Source organism: Demequina aurantiaca (assembly GCF_000975135.1).
GTDB classification, from domain to species: domain Bacteria; phylum Actinomycetota; class Actinomycetes; order Actinomycetales; family Demequinaceae; genus Demequina; species Demequina aurantiaca.
In genome coordinates this window covers 272,608-290,067 of sequence record NZ_BBRF01000002.1, presented here as the reverse complement: position 1 = coordinate 290,067, position 17,460 = coordinate 272,608, and the positions used below count along the sequence as shown (strand labels likewise).

Here is a 17,460-nt window from a genome sequence, read left to right as displayed (position 1 = left end):
GGTCATGACCAAGATTCAGAAGGTCGCGGAACTCGCGGGAGTCTCGACGGCTACCGTGTCGCGTGCATTGGCCGGCAAAGACTCCGTGTCCCCCGCCACCCGCGTGCGAGTTGAGGCCGCAGCCAAAGAGCTTGGTTACGTCGTCTCCGCAGCGGCGTCCAGCCTCGCCTCTGGCCGCACTCGCAATGTTGGCGTGGTCACACCCATCTTGACAAGTTGGTTCTACACCACCGTCCTCAAGGGCGCCCAGCGCGCTTTGGCGGATTCGGGCTACGACCTCACTCTGTACCTGCTGGACACCAACCCCGGTAGCGACCTGCCTCACGCCTCCAACCCACGTCGACGACAGCTCTTCGAGGACTTCCTTCAGCGCAAGCGCGTCGACGCACTGCTGGCCATCAGCCTCGAACTCGAGCAAGAGGAACTGGACCACGTGCGCCGGTTGGACAAGCCCGTCGTGGGCCTGGGCGGTCCGCTCCCTGGGGTGCCCACCCTGAGCGTCGACGACCGAGCTATCGCAAGCCTCGCGACGGATCACTTGATTGCACTCGGCCATACGCAGATTGCTCATATTGGCGGTAACCCAGACTTCGAACTCGACTTCCACCTGCCATCGAACCGTCGCGACGGGTACGAGGGTGCCCTCACCGCAGCTGGAATCCCGATACAGCCACTCATGGTGCGATCTGCCGACTTCACCATCGCGGGCGGATACGACGCAACGCTCCAACTTCTTGGCGACCCTCGCGTGCATCCCACGGCAGTCTTCGCCGCATCGGACGAGATGGCCATAGGCGCCATCCTCGCAGCACGGGACCTCGGCAAGTCCGTCCCTGGCGACCTCTCAGTCATCGGCATTGACGGCCATGAGTTGGGAGGCTTCTTTGGACTCACGACCATCGACCAGCATCCAGAAGCCCAGGGACGGCGCGCCGTGGACGTGCTGCTCGCCGAGATTGAGTCCGGCACTGCTAAGCCCAAGCCGGACAACACCTACCTCCCTCACGACCTCGTCGTGCGAAAGTCAACGTCCTCCCCGACTCCGGTAAGTAGCGACTGAGATGGTGGTGGGGCACGAGAGCGTCGCCAGCCCCCGTGTGGTCGTGATCGGACCCGCGACATGGAACCACATCATCGTGCTGGATCAGCTTCCAAGCCCTACACCGCACATGCAATTCGCCATGGATCACTGGTGGACTCTAGGCGGCACATCCGCAGGCAAGACTGTGCATCTCGCTGACCTTGGGGTGGTTCATACGTTGGTCGCCTCGATTGGCAACGACGACAACGGCAGTCGCGTGCGGGAGGCCCTGCGCAGCGCTGGCGTCCACGTTGTCGAAATGCCCGCTGCACGAGTCACGGAGAGCCACGTCAATCTCATGAATGACGCGGGCGAGCGGGTATCTCTCTACGTCGATGAACCTCCTGCCAGTCATGAATCCGGTCTCGACGTCGCGCGTGCAGCAATGCAGGGCGCGGCCGCCGTGGTCTTGGATCTTGCCAGTCCCGGGTCCTCGCTCGCTGCCGATCCACAAGAGATAGACGCGGAAGTATGGGTTGACCTTCACGACTGGGATGGCTCGAGTGACTTTCAACTACCGTTTCTACGTGCGGCCAACGTGGTCGTCGCCAGTCACGAACGACTGGCGGACATCCACGCGTTTTTGCGCCGATGCATCGACGAGGGCGCCGAGCTCGCGATCGTGACGCGCGGCGCTGCAGGTTCGATCGGGATGGACATGAACGGCCACGTCGTTGAATGCGCGGCACCACTCGCCGATGTCATAGATACCAACGGCGCCGGCGACGCCTTCGTCGCGGGTGCCCTCGCCGCGCGGCTTCGGGGCGACACTCTCGCCACCATGCTCAAGGCGGGCTCCAATCAAGCCACTCGCGCGCTCTCGAGCCGCCATTTGTGCGCATCGCTGGAGATGTAAGCGTTCGATAAGTTGCGGCGCACGCCGCATCATCTGGCTGGGAGCGGTCACAGTTCAGAACTGATCAACCCCTGCCACATCCGAGCGAATACCGGGAACTTTACGCACGAATTCCACGACCATTGGCACGGATACCGAACCGTGACCTTCCGAGGTTGCGCGCATCGTAAACGTCGGGCTACTCTGTAAGCGCTTGCATTCCGGTGTGAGTCGAGAGAAGGGTCTCTCGCCGTTGAATTCCTTCAGCGAGGTGGCCCTCCGTCAACTACAGCAAAAAGGAAGACACCGATGTTGAAGACAAAGAAGTCCTTAGGCCTGGGGGCAGTACTCGTCACCGCCGGCCTGCTCATCACCGCATGCTCGAGCAGCACCGATGACACCGCCACCAGCACCAGCCCCGAGCCCTCGTCGTCGGCCATGGAGAGCACCTCCCCCGCCGCAGGCGGCGCCGACCTCGTCGTGTGGGTTGACTCGGAGCGCGCCGACGCCCTCGCGCAGCCCGCAGCAGACTATGAGGCCAAGACGGGTGTCCACGTCGAGATCGTGGGTCGCGACAACGCCACCCTCAAGGACGATTTCATCCAGCAGGCAAACTCCGGCTCCGGCCCGGACATCACCATGGGCGCACACGACTGGCTAGGAGAGCTCACCGCCAATGGCGTGGTCGCTCCCCTCGAGCTGGGCGACAAGGCCGACGACTACCTTCCGGTCGCCCTCGACGCGTCGACCTATGAGGGAACCGTCTACGAGCTCCCCTACGCGGTGGAGAACCTCGCGGTACTCCGCAACGCCGACCTCGTTCCCGAGGCCGCCGGCGACTACGACGACATGATCGCCAAGGGCGAGGCCGCCGGCGCCGAGTACCCATTCGTTGTTGAGCAGGGCGCAGAGGGCAACCCGTACCACCTGTACCCGTTCCAGACGTCCTTCGATGCACCCGTCTTTGGCCGCGATGACGCGGGCAGCTACGACCCCACCCAGCTCAAGCTCGGTGACGGAGACCAGTTTGCCGAGTGGCTGGGCGAGCAGGGCAAGGAAGGCAACATGAGCACCGAGATCACTGGTGACATTGCCAAGGAGAAGTTCACGTCCGGAGACGCCGCGTTCTGGCTCACGGGACCGTGGAACCTCACCGCAGCGACCGAGGCGGGCATCAACGTGGCCGTTGACGCCGTTCCTGCACCTGGACCGTCTGCCGCAGCACCCTTCGCAGGCGTCAAGGGCTTCTTTGTCAACGAGTACTCCGAGAACAAGGTTGCCGCCAACGATTTCCTGGTGAACTACATTGGCACCGAAGATGTCCAGCTGGCGCTCTACGAGTCCGGCAAGATCCTGCCGGCACTCAAGGCTGCCGCTGACACCGCCGCGGCGGACCCGCTGGTGAGTGGATTCCTCGCCGCCGGAACCGACGCCGTCCCCATGCCCGCCATTCCCGCCATGGGTCAGGTCTGGCAGTACTGGGGAATCGCCGAGGCCGCCATCCTCGACGGTGCTGACCCGGACTCCACCTGGACCAAGCTGACCAGCGACGTCGAAGCAGCGATCGCAGGCTAGTCCCAGCATCACATTGAGCCGGGGTGAACCCGCACTGGGTTCGCCCCGGCTCGATGCGTCACCGCTCGAACACACTGACGAGAACGGACATTTAGTTCAATGACGAACACCAGCGTCGAGACCCCCGCGCCGCATAGCGCACCCGAGAAGCGACTCAAGTTCAACTCCTTCCGGATTGGCCCCTTGGTCATCAAGATCATCCTGCTCTCGACTTTCAACGCGATCATGGCATTCCTCATGTTCACGCTCGCGAGCCAGGGAAGTTGGGGTCTTGTCGCCGCAGCGGCTGCGTTGACGATCGCGATAGACGTGATCTACCTGAACAAGCGCATGCTTCCCGCGAAGTACATCACTCCGGGCCTCGTGTTCCTGCTGATCTTCCAGGTGTTCATCATCATTTACACCTTCTACATCGCCTTTACTAACTTCTCCACCGGTCACATCCTGGACAAGGACGACGCCATCCAGTCGCTGCTGAGCCAGAACCAGGAGCGGGTCCCCGACTCTGCCTCCTATCCCCTCACCGTGGTTGACGGCCCCAACGGCCTAGGCTTCTTGGTGACAGACCCCGCCGGGGACGCACTGGTGGGTGACTCCGAGACTCCCCTCGCCCCCGTCGACGCCACATTCGAGGATGACAAGGCGGTTGCAACTGACGGTTACACCACTCTTAAGTTTGCTGACGTGCTGCAGGTTCAGGACCAGGTATTCAACCTGGTGGTCCCCGTCTCCGACGATGCTGCCGACGGATCAATCCGCACGCTCGACGGCTCGAGCGGCTACCAGTACGTGTCGAACCTGCTCTACGACGAGTCGGCGGACACACTAACGAACGGCACCACCGGCGTGGTCTATACCGACCAAGGTAATGGCTCCTTCGAATCCGCGGAGGGAGCCGAACTCCTGCCCGGTTGGACCATCAACATTGGCTTCGAGAACTTCGAGCGAGCCTTCACCGACTCATCTATTCGCGGGCCGCTGGTCAGCGTGATGATCTGGACGTTCGTCTTCGCCGCGTTATCGATGCTCTTCACATTCGCTCTCGGCCTGTTCATGGCACTCATGTTCAACCACCCGCGGATGCGTGGCATCAAGATCTATCGCATCATGATGGTGCTCCCCTACGCGTTCCCCGCCTTCCTGGGGGCGATGGTGTGGTCGGGCATGTATTCGACCAGTTTTGGCTTCATCAACAACGTGCTGCTGGGTGGCGCGAACATCCCGTGGCTCACCGACCCGACGCTTGCCAAGGTCGCCGTGCTGATTGTGAACCTTTGGCTGGGATTCCCGTACATGTTCCTGGTGACCCTCGGGGCGCTGCAGTCAATTCCTGAGGAAATTCAGGAGGCAGCCAGGACTGACGGAGCCAGCCCGTGGCAGGTCTTCCGGCAGATCAAGCTTCCTCTCCTGCTCGTCAGCGTTGCCCCGGTGTTGATCGCGACCTTCGCGTTCAACTTCAACAACTTCAACGTGATCTACCTGGTGACGGGTGGTGGTCCTCGAATATCCGACGCGGACATACCCGTGGGACACACAGACATCCTGATCTCGCTCGTCTACAAGGTGGCCTTCACCGGCCAGCAACGCGATTACGGGCTCGCCAGCGCGTTCTCGATCATCATCTTTGTGGTGGTCGCGACCGTCTCCATCATTAGCTTCCGCAGGACCAAGACGCTGGAGGACATCCACTAATGAGCACCACCACTCAGGTCACCACGACCGCCACCAAGCGTCGCCGCCCGTTCCACCTTGGGCGCTGGTTCCGGGATACCGGCTGGCGCCATATTGTTGCCGTGTTCTTGTCGCTGTTCGCGTTGTTTCCGCTCGCGTACATCGTCTCCACGTCGCTCAAGCCCTTTGGCACGCTGACGGGATCCAACCAGCTCTTTCAGGAGGCCAGTTTCGCGAGCTACACACGCCTGCTGACGTCGTCGCAGTACCCCTTCAAGGACTGGTTCATCAACTCACTCGTCGTGGGGCTCACTACTGCGGTGCTCGCCGTCTTCTTGGGCGCGCTGGCCGCGTACGCGTTCTCCCGCATGCGTTTCACAGGCCGCCGCACCGGTCTGCTCACGATCGTGCTGGTACAGATGTTCCCTCAACTGTTGGCCGTCGTCGCGATCTTCCTGCTACTCACCAAGATTGGCGACATCTTCCCCGCCATCGGGCTCAACACCCATGCTGGTCTGATCATGGTCTATCTGGGCGGTGCGCTCGGGGTCAACACGTACCTGATGTACGGCTTCTTCAACACGGTGCCTAAGGAAATCGATGAGGCTGCGAAAATCGACGGCGCGGGTCACGCCCGCGTGTTCTTCTCGATCATCCTGCGGCTCGTCGCGCCCATCCTCGCCGTCGTGGGACTACTGTCCTTCATCGCGTCAATGAACGACTACGTCATTGCGTCGGTCATCCTGGTCGACAGCGATCAACAGACACTCGCGGTAGGACTCTTCCGCATGGTCTCGAACCCCAACTACGCAGACTGGAGTCAGTTCGCCGCGGGTGCCGTGATGGCCGCCGTTCCCGTGGTGATCCTCTTCCTATTCCTGCAGCGCTACATCGTGTCGGGACTGACGGCCGGAGCCGTCAAGTAGCGCTCAACAGCTAGGCGGAGGTAGGCGGCTCACCCTTGTTGGGGGCCGCCTTCTTCGTTGCAGGCTTGCGCGTCGCAGGCTTCTTGGGCGCGGCCTTCTTCGCAGCCGGCGTGGACGACGTGCCCGTCGTGGGTGCCTTAGTAGACGTCGTTGGAGCCTTCTTGACGGCCGGCTTCTTGGGAGCCGATGCCTTGGCCGCGGGGGCCTTGGCCGAGGACTTCTGTGCAGTCGCGGACGCGGACTTCGCGGTAGGAGCCTTCTTGGCCGCGGGCTTTCTCGCCGGCGCCTTCCTTGCGGCCGATGCCGTTGCGGGCTTGCGCTTCGCCACTGGCTTCTTGGCCGGCCTAGCCGCCGGGGTCGCCGCTGCATCGGCCGTCGGGGCGGAACTCTCAGGCGTCACGACGCTCTCTGTCGACTCCGGTTCGGCAGCAGCGGGCGAGACGTGAGCGGATTCGGGGTCGTCGGTGGGCGCGCCCGAGCTTGAGCCTTGCACGTCGTACTCCTCGAACTCAAAATCGTCATCGTCCCGCGGGTGTCCGGTCGTCTCGTCGGGCGCGGGAACCGCCGTGGGAATCGACGTGGAGATGCTCGCGGGAACCGACCGAGGAGCACTCGCCGAATCCGCCGGCGCTCCGACGGTCGCTGGGACCAACTCGACCGTCGAGGAGGTGGCCGGGGTAGCCGCGGCCTGCCCGTTCACCAGCGGTTCCCCATTCTTGGCACGACTCTCGTCGTACTTGGTACGCAAGCGCGGTCCATAGTGCACGGCCACGGCCGCGACGAGCGCTAGAACGAGAGCCGCAAACCCGAGCGTGATGAGAACGTCGGCGATGGGCGGAATCGCGGTGTCGGACAGGAGGTCATTGACCACCACACCCAAACCGCCCTCGGACCCACCCGGCATCAGGTTCGCGATGGAGCTCGCGCCGATCGCGCTGACGGTGTAACCGATGGCGAGCACCACGACTCCGGCCACGAGCATGGCACGAGACAGGAACCAGCGGCGACGAGGGGAAGCAAATACCCCCACGGCGATCAGCAGGAGGCCAATCCAAATGAACCAGGTGGCGGCCCACTGCAGCACCCCATACGCAGACCGCACGTCTTCGAATGTGGCTGCATCAACAACCTCGACGCTGACGGACGGCACCGTGACGTCTGGAATGAACGAACCGACCAGCGGCACCTGGTCCAGGCGGTCGTTGATGCGAGGAGAGACGTCGATGGTGAGTTCGAGCGGCCCATAGGGACGGTCCGGATCCGTCATCGCAGCGACGAGCCTCGTCTGGACCTCACCGGCACCGGCGCGGGCCGCATCATTGACGAAGTCGGAGGAGATGGCAGTCTCGATCGCGTCGTGAATTGGACCCGCGGCGAGCCCCAGCGCAAGATTCACCAGGTCGTTGTCGAACTGCTCCTCGACAGACCTGACAATTTCTTCCTGCGCCTTGGTCGCCACCAGGTCTGCGACCGCGGGCGACGACAGCACCTTGTCCGTCAGGTTCGCCGCTGCCTCGCCGTTCTCGACCGCCTCAGCGGACTTGGACGCGAAGGCCCACGTCACGATCAGCATCACTCCAAGTAGCACGAGGAATGCGGACACTATGGTGCGGAAAAGTTTCACGGTCGGACTCCATGCGAGATTAGGGGGTGCTCTATGGACGTTAGGTTACGCCTTTTTGCGCCGCATACCAGCGGCAACGAGTGCGAAAATCGCAGATCCCGCCAAGGAAATGATCGCCCACCACAACATACGGCTGGCGATCGGCGGTGCGGCCTCCGCAGTGAAGGTCTGAACAACGATGGTGCCCACACTGCTATCTTCGCCGCCGGGGAACCAACTCGCGATGGTCTGCGGTGAGGTGAAGGTCAGCAACGCCCACACCCCAAGGGACAGCACACCGACCGCGAGCAGGGTCTTGGAGATGAACCATCGCTTGCGCGCGGAAATCAGCAGGCCGAGCACCATCAATGCAATGCCAGCCCAGAGGAACCAGGCGGCGGCAAACTCCATGAATCCGAAAGCCGTGCGCGCATCTTCGGTGACTTCAGTGCTAACCACCTCGACGGGAATGGGGTCGAGGGTGAGATCGGGAATCAAGGAGCCGACGACAGGAACTTGGTCGAGCCGATCATTCACCATCGGAGAAACGTCCAACATGAGGATCATGGGTCCAGGCGCACGCGCCTCGTCAGTCAGCGCATCGGCGAATTGCTCATGCGAATCCGCCACCTGCCGCTGGACTTCCGTCGCGAACTCGTCTGACTGCACGAGCGACGTCACCTGGTCTCGGATGGGCCCGTCCAGCCCGAGTGCCTCGATGTTGATCCCGTTGTCACTGATCGCGTCGACAGCCGCGTCGCCAAGGTCGTCACTCATGTCCCCCACTGCCTCGGGAGAGTCGAAAACCGCTGCCGCGATGCTGTCGACGGCACTACCGTCCTCGACCGCCGTCACGGCAACTTGGCTCACAGCCCACGTCGCCACCAGGAGCGCCCCAAGGACGATGGAAATGGCTGAGATGATGGTGCGCGCGATCATCGGTCGTCCTCGATCCAGCCAAAGAACACTCGCTCGGTCACGAGCCGGGCCCTGCGTGACGCGCGGGTGTACTGCTCGTCGAGCTCAGAGCCGGTCAGCCGGACGTTCATGATGTCGGCGAGCACCTTCATCTGACGAATGTCGTTGGGGAGCACATCGGTACGCTTGCCCACGCCGCGAAGCGCGAGGGCGCCACGAATGTCGGTCGCGAATTTCCAGGCCTCGGCGAGAACATCGGCGTCGTTGACCTCGACCAGCCCCTCTGTCACCGCTACGTTCAACGCCTCGAGAGTGACCGTGGTGCGCAGCGCGGGATGCTCGTGCGCGTGCTGAAGCTGCAGAAGTTGCACGCTCCACTCGACGTCCGAGAGGCCGCCGGGGCCCAGTTTCACGTGCCTGCGGGGGTCCACACCGCGAGGGAGCCGCTCGCTCTCCATTCGCGCCTTAAGCGAACGCATCTGCTTGAGTGCCGAGGCGGGCAGTTCCTCCGGGTAGCGCACCGGATCGATCGCGTCGACGAATCGCTTGCGCAGGTCATCGTCTCCCGCGCACGGTCGGGCGCGCAGCAAGGCCTGCGCCTCCCACGGGTCGGACCAGCGGCCGTAATATTCGCGGCAGCTCTCCAGCGACCGGGCCAACGGGCCATTCTTTCCCTCGGGGCGCAGGTCGGCATCAATCTCGAGGCCAGGTTGCGGGCCCACGGTCTGCAGCAGTCGGCGCAGTTCGGTCGCGACCTGTTGAGCAAACGATTGGGCGTCCTGTCCCTCGCCATCAAAAACGAACTGCACGTCGGCGTCGGAGTTGTAGCCCATCTCTTGCCCGCCATAGCGACCCATCGCGATCACGGCCATGGTGATGGGTGGGGCGTCGAGACCCTTGGTCTTGGTGACGGTTTCCATCGCAATGCGTAGCGCGCCGTCAATCAGCACATCAGCCACCATCGTGACGGTCTTCGCCGCGTCGACGGAGTCAAGTAGCCCCAGGACATCCGCGGCGGCGGTGCGAGCTAGTTCGCGACGGCGCATCCCTCGCAGCGCAGTGATGCACTGTTCGGCATCTGCGGAACGCTTCAGAATCGCGTCCGCCTCGCCCCACAGCCGCGCGGGGTCGCGAGGCGCGAGGTCGTCATCGTTGTCGAGCCACGTGATGTCCTGCGCGGAGATCAGGAGCGCCTTGGTGACATAGCCAGAGGTCGAGAGCAAACGCGCGAGCCGTTCTGCGGCCGTGCGGGAGTCCCTCAGCAGTTTGAGATACCACTGCGCGTTCTCGAGTTGCTCGGATAGCTGGCGAAACGCGAGCAGGCCGGCATCGGGGTCCGCACCTTGGGCGAACCAGCCGATCATGGCAGGCAACAATTGGCGCTGGATAGATGCCCGGCGACTCACGCCATCGGTCAACGCCGCAATGTGCCGCTGCGCGCCGGTGGCATCGCCAAAGCCCACGGCGGTCAGACGGGCACGCGCCGCATCGTCGTCAAGCGCGGCCTCGTCGGCACTCAGGCGTGCGACGACGGGAAGAATCGGGCGATAGAACATCTCGAGGTGCATGGCACGCACTTCGCGTCGAACGTCATGCCAGACCTCCTCCATGTACTCGACGGTCGCGAAGCCCGATGCCCGCGCCAGGACACGCTTGCCCTCGTCCGTCGCGGGCATTAAGTGGGTCCGGCTGAGCTTGCGCATCTGCAGGCGGTGTTCCCACACCCGCAGCTGACGATACGAACGCTCCATGGTCGCCGCCTGCACGCGGCCCACATATCCTCCAGATCGCAACGCGTACAACGCTCCCAGAGTGTTCCGTGACCTCAGTGACTCATCGGATCGACCGTGCACGAGTTGCAGCAGCTGCACTGTGAACTCGACGTCCCGCAGACCACCGGGTCCAAGTTTGATCTGACGGTCAGCCTCCGCACGCGACACGTGCTCCTCGACACGTCGGCGCATTGCCTGCGCGTTCTCGACAAATCCCTCACGTTCAACGGCGCTCCAAATCAGCGGCGCCAACTCGTCGACGTAGCGCTCGCCGATCTCGAGATCGCCGGCGATGGGCCGCGCCTTCAAGAGTGCCTGGAACTCCCAGGTCTCCGCCCAGCGTTCGTAATACGCCCGATGCGACGCCACGTTGCGGACGAGCGCGCCATCGCCACCTTCCGGACGTAGATTCGCGTCCACTTCCCACAGCGCCGGCTCGATACCTGGGGTGTCACACGCCCGCGCGGCGTAGTTGGCCAACTTCCCGGCCACCTTGAGCGACGCCTCGTCCGAGTGCCCCTCGGTGGGCTCCGCCACGTAAATTACGTCCACGTCGGACACATAGTTCAGTTCTCGCGCCCCGCACTTGCCCATCCCGATGATGCACAGTCGGGTGGCGTCGTGTGCCGGATACTCGGCCCGCGCGAGGGCTAAGCCCGCCTCCAACGCGGCACCAGCGAGGTCCGCAAGGACGCTGCCCACCTCGTGCATGATTCCTGTCGGCACCTTCGCAAAGAGATCCTCCGCCGCCACCCGCATCAGCACACGGCGATACGCGACGCGCATTGCTGCCTGTCCCGCTGCACCGGTGATGGTCGCGACGGGAACCTCGGCCTCCGGATCGGCGCCTACGCCGCGCAGCACGATGCCACGCACGTCGATGTCGGCGAACTTCTCCCCCACGGGCAGGTTGCCGAAGTCAGCCACGAAGTCAGGGTGACGGATCAGGAAGTCGCCGAGCGCGAGGGACCCCCCCAGCAACACCGACATTTTGGCGCCGCCCTCGGTGCCGCGCAGCGCTACGAGGGCGTCGAGGTTGCCGCTGTCGCGAGCCGATTCGGCAAGGCGCAGCAACTGCAGCACTCCAGCATCGGGATCCGCGAGATACGACAGCGCGTGTGCTGGATCCTCAAGATACGTCCCCGTGATCGCGTTGATTTGCTCGATCTGGGACTCCACCCGTGCCGCATCGAGCACGCCGGCGCGCCGCAACTGGGTGGCAAGCGAGACTTCTCTGGAACTCATGACTTCACCCTATGGTGGATGGCGAGTCCCGGATTAGAGAACGGGAAGGTACTGCTCGAGTTCGTAGGGCGTCACCTGAGCACGGTAGGCGTCCCACTCTGCGCGCTTGTTGCGCAGCACAAAGTCAAACACCCGCTCGCCCAGGGTCTCGGCTACGAGCTCGGAACGCTCCATGATGTCGACGGCGTCCGACAACGACGCTGGCAACGGTTCGTAGCCCATGGCGCGACGCTCGGAGTTGGACAGCTCCCACACGTCGTCCTCAGCGCCGTCCGGCAGCACGAGACCGTCCTCAATGCCCTTCAGGCCGGCGGCGAGCATGACTGCGAAACTCAAGTAGGGGTTGGCTGCGGAGTCCATCGCGCGGTACTCGACGCGGGTGGACTGTCCCTTGCCCGGCTTGTGCGTAGGAATGCGGACCAGCGCGCTGCGGTTGTTCGAGCCCCAGCACACGTACGACGGCGCCTCGGCACCGCCCCACAGCCGCTTGTACGAGTTCACGTACTGGTTGGTGATCGCGGTGATCTCCGGGGCGTGCTTGAGGATTCCCGCCATGAACTGGCGTGCCACCGGGGACAACTGGTGGGGTGCGCCCGCCTCGAAGAAGGCGTTCCTGTCGCCCTCGAACAGGCTCATGTGAGTGTGCATGCCGGAGCCGGGCCCGGTGGCCAAGGGCTTGGGCATGAACGAGGCGAACAGCCCCTGCTCGAGGGCCACCTCCTTGACGACCATGCGGAACGTCATGATGTTGTCGGCCATCTGTAATGCGTCCGCGTAACGCAGATCGATCTCGTTCTGACCGGGTCCCGCCTCGTGGTGGCTGAACTCGACGGAAATACCCATGTTCTCGAGCATCGTGATCGCGGTGCGACGGAACTCGTGCGCCGTGCCGCGCGGCACGTTGTCGAAGTAGCCGGCCTGGTCGATGGGCTTGGGCAGCTTGCCCTCCTCCAGCGGCTTGAAGAGGTAAAACTCGATCTCGGGGTGCGTGTAGAAGCTGAAACCCAGCTTGGACGCCTTGTCGAGTGTGCGCTTAAGCACCTGGCGCGGGTCGGACAGTGCCGGCTCGCCATCGGGCGTGTAGATGTCGCAGAACATGCGGGCGGCACCCTGTCGCTCACCCCGCCACGGAAGAATCTGGAACGTCGAAGGGTCCGGCTTGGCGAGCATGTCCGCCTCGTAGACGCGGGTCAGTCCCTCAACGGCGCTGCCGTCAAAGCCAATCCCCTCGTCGAACGCGTTCTCGAGCTCCGCGGGGGCGATTGCCACGGACTTGAGAATCCCCAGCACATCGGTGAACCACAAGCGGATGAATCGAATATCCCGTTCTTCGACGCTGCGAAGCACGTACTCCTGCTGCTTATCCATGCCCCCATCTTGCCGTACTCACGTGTCGTTTGTGTAACGTGACCAGGGACGCGCCGACGGATAGGCTGACGCCATGTCTGACTTGAGAATTGCCATGGCGCAGATCAACACCTGCGTTGGCGACATCGCTGGTAACCGCGCACTTATCCTCGACCGATGCCGCGCGGCGTACGCGCTCGGTGCCCATCTCGTGGCTTTCCCCGAGATGACCACCACCGGCTACCCCATCGAAGACCTCGCCCTGCGCGAGAGCTTTCAGCGCGCCGCCGAACGCTCGGTGACCGAGATCGCCCAGACGCTCGAGGCCGAGGGCCTGGGTAGCCTCACCGTGCTGCTCGGCACCCTAGGCGTCAACACCGAGGGCCGGCCCTTCAACCAGGCCGTCGTCATCCAACACGGCTCGGTTTCCGCGCGCTACAACAAGCATCACCTGCCCAACTACGGGGTGTTTGACGAACGCCGCATTTTCGCCTCGGGCGAGGATCGCTGCGTGATCGAGGCGAATGGTGTTCGCGTCGGGCTCGTCATTTGCGAGGACATTTGGCAGGACGGCGGCCCCGTTTCTCAGATGGACGATGCCGACGTGCAACTCCTCGTGGTACTCAACGGCTCGCCGTTCGAGGAAGGCAAGGGGCACATCCGTACCGAGCTTGCGCAACGCCGAGCCGCGGAGGTCGCCGCACCGGTGGCGTACGTCAACATGTGGGGCGGCCAGGACGACCTGGTGTTCGATGGCCAGAGCTTCATCGTCGGCTCCGACGGGCGGCTGCTCGCCGCCGCGCCAGCCTTCACCGACGCGCTCATCGTCTGGGACGTGCCCCGCGACGACCAGACTCCCCCGGCCTCCGAGGTCACTGCTCCGCTGAGTGACGACGCCAAGACCTACTGGGCCTGCGTGACCGGCCTGCGTGACTACGTCCTCAAGAACGGCATGTCCAGGGTGGTGCTCGGACTCTCCGGCGGCATCGACTCCGCCTTGGTCGCGGCCATAGCGGCCGATGCGCTGGGTGGTGAGAACGTCATCGGCGTCTCCATGCCGTCCAAGTTCTCGTCCGATCACTCCAAGTCCGACGCCGAGGTGCTTGCCGAGAACATCGGCGCCGACTACCGCGTGCAACCCATCGAGCCGATGGTCGCCGTCTTTGAGTCCCAGCTCGGCCTGACCGGCGTGGCCGCGGAGAACATCCAGGCGCGCGTACGCGGCATGATTCTGATGGGAATCTCGAACGCCGAGGGCGTCTTCGCGCTAGCCACGGGAAACAAGAGCGAGCTCGCCGTCGGCTACTCGACCGTGTACGGAGACGCGGTGGGCGCCTTCGCTCCCATCAAGGACCTCGACAAGACTCGCGTGTGGGACCTGTCGCGATGGCGCAATGCCGACGCGGTCGCGCGAGGCGAGACTCCTCCCATTCCCGAAAACTCCATCTCCAAGCCGCCTAGCGCCGAGCTGCGTCCTGGACAGGTGGACCAGGACTCGCTGCCTCCCTACGACCTGCTTGACGAGGTGCTCGACGCGTATGTCGAGCACGCCGAGGGCCGCGCCGAGCTCCTCGCCCGCGGATTCGACGAGTACGTCGTGGACAAGGTGCTGTCACTGGTCGACCGTGCGGAGTGGAAGCGACGCCAGTACCCGCCGGGACCCAAGGTCACCGCGCTGGCTTTTGGCCGTGATCGCAGACTGCCAATTACCAGCCGCTGGCGTGAGAAGGTTGAATCATGAGCGATCGCAAGAAGGTTCGAATTCACCACTTTGGCGAGATGAAGGCGCGCGGCGAGAAGATCGCGATGCTGACGGCGTATGACACCCCCACCGCACGACTGTTCGACGCTGGAGGCGCGGACATCCTGCTCGTGGGTGACTCATTGGGTGACAACATCCTGGGGTACGACTCGACCGTGCCGCTGACCGTCGACGAGATGATTCCCTTCGTGCGTGCCGTCTCTCGCGGCAGCGAGCACTCCTTCGTGGTGGCCGACCTGCCCTTCGGCTCGTACGAGGTCTCCCCCGAGCAGGCGGTCGAGTCCTCGATTCGCATGATGAAGCTGGGCGCACCCAATGCGGTCAAGTTCGAGGGTGGACGCCGCATCGCGCGCCAGGTCAAGGCGGTGACCGATGCCGGCATTCCCTTCATGGGCCACCTGGGCTTCACGCCGCAGTCGGAGAACGCCCTGGGTGGACGCCGCATCCAGGGCCGCGGAGACGGCGCCTACGACGACATGCTCGCCGATGCCGTGGCTCTCCAAGAGGCGGGCGCGTTCGCCGTGGTGCTCGAGATGGTGGTCGCGCCGGTCGCGGAAAAGATTTCCGCCGCGCTGGACATCCCCACAATTGGCATTGGCGCCGGGCCGAACACCGATGGCCAGGTGCTGGTGTGGCTCGACATGGCGGGCGTGGGCGACTGGCACCCGTCGTTCTCCAAGACGTTTGGTGAGGTCGGAGCGCTCATGACGCAGGCGGCACGTTCCTACGTCGGCGAGGTCAAGGGCGGGACGTTCCCCGCCGCCGAGCACACGTTCGACGAGTAACTCGCCGCAGCATCGGCTGCCCTTAGCCGTTGCCCCACTTGTCGTCGGCGTCGTCCCAGGACTCGGTCCGCTTCTTGGCCGTCTCCAGGGCCTTCTCCGCCTCCTCGTGGGTGGCGTACGGGCCCATCAGGTCGTCCCAGGAGCTCAACTGCCCCTTCTCGACCATCTTGGTCCGGGTATTGAAGAAGTACTCGGGCTTCTGTTCCGAATCGGTGGACATGAGCGTCGCCTCCACTAATAGACTGCCAGGTATGGCACCAGTACGCGAGACCATCAGCAAGGGCGTGGTGTCTCCACTGCGCGCCGTACCGAAGGGCATTACTCGCCCAGATTACGTCGGCAAGAAGCGCGCGGCGCGTTGGACTGGCGGGGATGTTCATTCTGCCGAGGTCATCGAGCGCATCCGAATCAGCGCCAAAATTGCCGCGCAGGCGCTGGCCGAGGTCGGCAAGCACGTGGTCCCCGGTGTCACCACTGATGAGCTCGACCGCATCGGTCACGAGTTCATCCTCGACCACGGCGCCTATCCCTCGACGCTCGGCTATCCAGGCGCCGCGGGCAGGCCGCCTTTCCCGAAGGCGATGTGCACCTCGGTCAATGAGGTCATCTGCCACGGGATTCCCGACTCCACCGTGATCGAAGACGGCGACATCGTGAAGGTGGACATCACCGCCTACAAGAACCACATGCACGGCGACAACTGCGGGTCCTTCATCGCCGGAGAGGGCACGGAGCGCAGCCGTCAGCTGGTGGAGGTCACCCACGAGGCGATGATGCGTGGCATCAAGGCCGCCCGCCCGGGACGCGAGGTCAACATCATTGGCCGCGTCATTGAAAAGTACGCCTCACGGTTTGGCATGGAGTCCGTGCAGAGCTACACGGGTCACGGCGTGGGTCCCGCCTTCCACACTGGACTTGTCATCCCCCACTACGACGCCGCCCCCGAGCATGCGGACGTCATCGAGCCGGGCATGGTCTTCACCGTCGAGCCGATGCTCGTCGATGGATCTCAGGCCAACGAGGAATGGAACGACGGCTGGACCGTCGTCACCAAGTCCGGTGCCTGGGTCGCGCAATTTGAACACACCATAGTGATCACTGATTCAGGCCCGGAGGTTCTGACACTGCCATGAGCAAACACATCGCACTCGGAATAGACATTGGCGGAAGCGGCATCAAGGGCGCGCCGGTCAACCTCAAGACAGGCGAGCTCACCGAGGATCGCTACCGCATCCCCACGCCGCACCCTTCCACTCCCGATGCTGTGGCCAGGACAGTTGCTCAGGTCATCGCCCGCTTCGAGCCGTCGCACAAGGTGCCGGTCGGCGTCACGTTCCCTGGCGTTATCCAGGACGGCATCGTGAAGACAGCCGCCAATGTTGACGACAAATGGATCGGTACCGACCTGCGCCAAATCATCCGCGACTACGCGGGCCACGACGTCGTGGTCCTGAACGACGCGGATGCCGCCGGGTACGGCGAGTACAAGTACGGAGCTGCCCACGAGCAGGATGGTGTGGTGTTGCTGACGACTCTGGGAACCGGAGTGGGCTCGGCGCTCATTGTGGACGGCACCTTGGTGCGCAACACCGAGTTCGGGCATGTAGAGATCGACGGTGCGATCGCCGAGGATTTTGCGGCGGAGTCAGCCCGTGAGCGCCACGACCTATCGATGGAGGAGTGGACGGTTCACCTACAGCGGTACTACTCCGAGATGGAGAAGCTGCTGTGGCCGGATCTGATCATTGTGGGAGGCGGAATCTCCAAGCACTGGGAGGATTTCCTGCCAAGGTTGGCTCTCCGTGCACCTATCGTGCCGGCAGAACTCTTTAACCAGGCCGGAATTGTGGGTGCGGCCGCGCACGCTTACAACGTGACAAAGCGGCAGGCCGATGCCGCGAAGGCTGCTGAGAAGAAGGCCAAGAAGAAGGGCAAGTAAC

14 protein-coding genes are annotated in these 17,460 nt (G+C 63.6%); 9 read left to right on the top strand and 5 right to left on the bottom strand.

The features are described 5' to 3' along the window. Positions 1 to 4 precede the first annotated feature (4 nt). The 5 genes from AOP73_RS09805 to AOP73_RS09785 all read left to right on the top strand — a co-directional run bounded on the left by AOP73_RS09805 (position 5) and on the right by AOP73_RS09785 (position 6,088). Positions 5 to 1,060: a LacI family DNA-binding transcriptional regulator gene (locus AOP73_RS09805; protein ID WP_061965438.1), complete on the top strand. Its 1,056-nt coding sequence runs from the start codon at positions 5 to 7 to the stop codon at positions 1,058 to 1,060. Position 1,061: 1 nt separating this feature from the next. Further along, positions 1,062 to 1,937: a carbohydrate kinase family protein gene (locus AOP73_RS09800; RefSeq protein ID WP_061965436.1), complete on the top strand. Its 876-nt coding sequence runs from the start codon at positions 1,062 to 1,064 to the stop codon at positions 1,935 to 1,937. Between the two features lie 288 nt (positions 1,938 to 2,225). Beyond that, positions 2,226 to 3,491, top strand: a complete 1,266-nt coding sequence (locus AOP73_RS09795) for a sugar ABC transporter substrate-binding protein (protein WP_061965434.1) — start codon at positions 2,226 to 2,228, stop codon at positions 3,489 to 3,491. 99 nt (positions 3,492 to 3,590) lie between these two features. Beyond that, a complete protein-coding gene (locus AOP73_RS09790) occupies positions 3,591 to 5,183 on the top strand; it encodes an ABC transporter permease subunit (protein ID WP_061965432.1) in 1,593 nt (530 codons plus the stop codon). Continuing rightward, positions 5,183 to 6,088, top strand: coding sequence for a sugar ABC transporter permease (locus tag AOP73_RS09785; RefSeq protein WP_061965430.1), 906 nt, complete (start codon positions 5,183 to 5,185; stop codon positions 6,086 to 6,088). Before AOP73_RS09790 ends, AOP73_RS09785 begins: the two co-directional genes overlap by 1 nt. A 10-nt stretch (positions 6,089 to 6,098) precedes the next feature. Here the strand turns inward: AOP73_RS09785 and AOP73_RS09780 are convergent, their stop codons facing one another. The 4 genes from AOP73_RS09780 to AOP73_RS09765 are packed head-to-tail and all read right to left on the bottom strand — an operon-like array spanning position 6,099 to position 12,994. Next, entirely contained in the window at positions 6,099 to 7,712 is a 1,614-nt protein-coding gene (locus AOP73_RS09780) for a hypothetical protein (RefSeq protein ID WP_061965428.1), read from the bottom strand. Positions 7,713 to 7,757: 45 nt separating this feature from the next. Then, positions 7,758 to 8,630, bottom strand: a complete 873-nt coding sequence (locus tag AOP73_RS09775; protein ID WP_061965426.1) for a hypothetical protein — start codon at positions 8,628 to 8,630, stop codon at positions 7,758 to 7,760. After that, positions 8,627 to 11,626, bottom strand: a complete 3,000-nt coding sequence (locus tag AOP73_RS09770) for a bifunctional [glutamine synthetase] adenylyltransferase/[glutamine synthetase]-adenylyl-L-tyrosine phosphorylase (RefSeq protein ID WP_061965424.1) — start codon at positions 11,624 to 11,626, stop codon at positions 8,627 to 8,629. Before AOP73_RS09770 ends, AOP73_RS09775 begins: the two co-directional genes overlap by 4 nt. Before the next feature lie 33 nt (positions 11,627 to 11,659). Then, positions 11,660 to 12,994 (bottom strand): glutamine synthetase family protein, encoded by a 1,335-nt coding sequence (locus AOP73_RS09765; protein ID WP_061965422.1) that lies wholly within the window; start codon positions 12,992 to 12,994, stop codon positions 11,660 to 11,662. A 73-nt stretch (positions 12,995 to 13,067) separates the two neighbouring features. Between AOP73_RS09765 and AOP73_RS09760 the strand changes: the two genes are divergently transcribed. Next, positions 13,068 to 14,714 carry an NAD+ synthase gene (locus AOP73_RS09760; RefSeq protein WP_061965420.1) on the top strand — a complete coding sequence of 549 codons (1,647 nt, stop codon included), beginning with the start codon at positions 13,068 to 13,070 and terminating at the stop codon, positions 14,712 to 14,714. Beyond that, positions 14,711 to 15,520: a 3-methyl-2-oxobutanoate hydroxymethyltransferase gene (gene panB, locus AOP73_RS09755; RefSeq protein WP_061965418.1), complete on the top strand. Its 810-nt coding sequence runs from the start codon at positions 14,711 to 14,713 to the stop codon at positions 15,518 to 15,520. Before AOP73_RS09760 ends, panB begins: the two co-directional genes overlap by 4 nt. 22 nt (positions 15,521 to 15,542) lie before the next feature. On the opposite strand, the gene AOP73_RS09750 is transcribed toward panB, so the two are convergent. Then, positions 15,543 to 15,740, bottom strand: coding sequence for a hypothetical protein (locus tag AOP73_RS09750; RefSeq protein WP_061965416.1), 198 nt, complete (start codon positions 15,738 to 15,740; stop codon positions 15,543 to 15,545). 31 nt (positions 15,741 to 15,771) lie between these two features. Here AOP73_RS09750 and map point away from each other — a divergent pair, with 31 nt between their 5' ends. After that, complete coding sequence (map, locus tag AOP73_RS09745; protein WP_061965414.1) at positions 15,772 to 16,653, top strand: type I methionyl aminopeptidase; 882 nt, start codon at positions 15,772 to 15,774, stop codon at positions 16,651 to 16,653. Beyond that, on the top strand, positions 16,650 to 17,459 hold the full coding sequence (ppgK, locus tag AOP73_RS09740; protein ID WP_061965411.1) for a polyphosphate--glucose phosphotransferase: 810 nt from the start codon (positions 16,650 to 16,652) through the stop codon (positions 17,457 to 17,459). Before map ends, ppgK begins: the two co-directional genes overlap by 4 nt. The last annotated feature ends 1 nt before the right edge of the window (position 17,460 follow it).